Source organism: Aphanothece microscopica RSMan92, assembly GCF_046613545.2.
Taxonomy (GTDB): Bacteria; Cyanobacteriota; Cyanobacteriia; order PCC-6307; family Cyanobiaceae; genus NIES-981.
On sequence record NZ_JBKKKY020000135.1, the window covers coordinates 1 to 2,314 of the forward strand.

The following is a 2,314-nucleotide window of genomic DNA, read 5'->3' on the forward strand; positions in this document are numbered from 1 at the left end:
GCTTGATAGCCGTCAGGGCGGCCGCCGCTTCGGCCGGTGTAGCAAAGCCCCCACGGTGAAACCCGACATCGATTTCTAGCGCTACGTCGAGTTTGCGGCCGGTCTGTGCAGCATAGGCGGAGTATTGCGCTAGGCGTTCCGCTGAATCGATCAGCCAATGCACGACGGCATGGGGGCGCCCGCGCCGCCGGCTATCGTAGAAGCGCGCCGCCGCACCCACGGGAAGCGGTTTGCCGAGCAGGATGTCCGTATCGGGAAAGCGGTGCGCGGTGTCGGACAAGAACGGCTGGTGAAACTCCATCAAGCGTCGGCTGCCGGAGCCCCTCATGATGAAAGCGAGGAGGTCGGGGCTAGGCAGGGACTTGACGACGAGCCGGAACGCGAGGTCCGCTGGCAGCGCCGCCTGCATCGTTGCAAGGTTCTGGGCCAAGCGATCGCGGTCGATCACCAACGTCGGCTTCGCCTCGCCGGCTGCGTTCAGCGCCGCCGACAGGGCGGCAAAGTAGGTCCTGTCGCTTTCGCGGCTGTCCGTTGCAGGGGCGACGGGCGAAGCTACGGCGTTTCCCGCGCCAGACAGCGCCAGGAGCGCCGGCCCCGACATGGTCACCAATCGTCGACGTGTCGGCATGGTCCCGCTCCCCCCGCCAGAAATCCGAAAGGCGGGCGGGCCGGAGCCCCGCCCGCCAATTGCTCAGAACCGAGCCTGGAGGAGCACGCCGATGGTGCGCGGCGTGGTGACGTTGGCGAAGCCAGACTGGTTTGCGCCGCCTTCATTCGAGTAGTTCAGAATGCCGACTTCGTTGGTCAGGTTGTTGACATAGGCCTGCAACGTGTACCGCTCATTCCTGAGCCCGACTTGGATATTGACGTTGGAGTAGCCCGGCAGCTTGTCATGGTTGGTCGCCGTGGCGGCAGTAGAGAAATCACCATAGCGCGAGTCGACGAACGAGTAGGTTCCGCTGGCGTAGCCTTCGAAATCGCCGAACGCCGGCCAGGCGTAGTCCGCGTTGAGCGAATAGCTGAGCTTGGGAACATAAGGCAGCTGGTCGCCGGCGCGCCCGCCGAGGCTGGGGGCGTTCTCCGTCAGGGTGGCGTCGGTATAGGCGCCGACAATCCCGAAAGTGAGGTCCTGGATCGGCTTGAACCGGATGTTCCATTCGAGGCCCTGGCTCTCCGCCGTGCCAGCGTTGCCGACAGTCGTGTAGGTGATGTTGTTGATCGTGACCCGGGTGATGACCTGAATATCAGTCCAGTCGATGTGGTAGGCGGCGAGGTCGGCGGTCAGTCGCCCGTCGAAGAACGCCCCCCGGAAACCGGCTTCGTAGTTGACCGTCTGGTCAGAGGTGTAGAATTGCGGCGCGGGCGGCTGCGCGAACAGCGGACCGCCTGGCCTGAAGCCGGTTGCAATCCGCGCATAGACCATCACGTCATCCGAAATGGTGAAGCGCGGGCTGAGCGAATAGGTCGTGTCCTTGTCTTCCACCCGGCTGTTGTTGATCGCGAAGCGCGGATACAGCAGCCCCGGATACAAGGTCTGGACAGAAGTTTGCTCGCTGTCGGTGTGGCGCAGACCGAGCGACAGGTCGAAACGGTCGGTGAACTTGTAGGTGCCCTCGCCGAAGACCGCCCACTCCTCATAGGACACAGGCTGGGTGCTGCCGCCGATCGGCGGCCCGCCCACCGCAAGAAACCAGTCGGAAAGAGGATAGGAGTCATAGAACTGATTGAAGACGGTATCTTCGGTCGAGTAGAAAATGCCGCCTTGCCACTCAAACTTGCCGGGCGAGGACGACAGTCTCACTTCTTGATTGAACTTTTTCAGTCCTTCAGCCTGTTGCTGGCGGATGGAAATCGGCACAGGCCAGAGCGGCGCGAACGCTTGACCATTGGTCAGGCCCGGCACGGCGTTGAATGACGTGATGTCGCTTGTGAAAAAGGTCTTCAGCCGGCCCCGCGACGTCAGGGACTGCAACGTGGCCCAGCCCAAGTCCCAGGTCACATCCAGGCTGTAGGTCTGGATCGAGTTATCGACGATCGTCTCGTTGAAGCGCGGCTGGCGGAACCCGTTGACGAGGTTGAAGCGGTTCGGCTGCGGATTGCGCGGCTGCCGCGCGGCGCCGACTACGTCGATAGCCCCGTTGCCGTTGCTGTCGATCCGCTGCGTGAACGCCGTCAGCCTGAAGGACAGAGCGTCAGTCGGCTTGAACAGCAAAGAGGCCCGCGCCGACGACCGATACCCTGTGTTGAAGTCAGTGGAGTTCAGCGTCGGATTGTCGATGAAACCGGGAAAACTTTCGTGAGCGCCGGTGATCCG

Annotated in this window: 2 protein-coding genes; both read right to left on the bottom strand. The window is 62.7% G+C overall.

Going from position 1 to position 2,314, the window contains the following annotated elements; genetic code table 11:
- Nucleotides 1–628: alanine racemase (locus ACLD7X_RS16355; RefSeq protein WP_411424747.1), on the bottom strand; the 628-nt coding region annotated here is incomplete at its 3' end.
- A gap of 63 nt (nt 629–691) precedes the next feature.
- A partial coding sequence (locus tag ACLD7X_RS16360) for a TonB-dependent receptor (RefSeq protein WP_411424748.1) occupies nt 692–2,314 on the bottom strand: 1,623 nt, incomplete at its 5' end.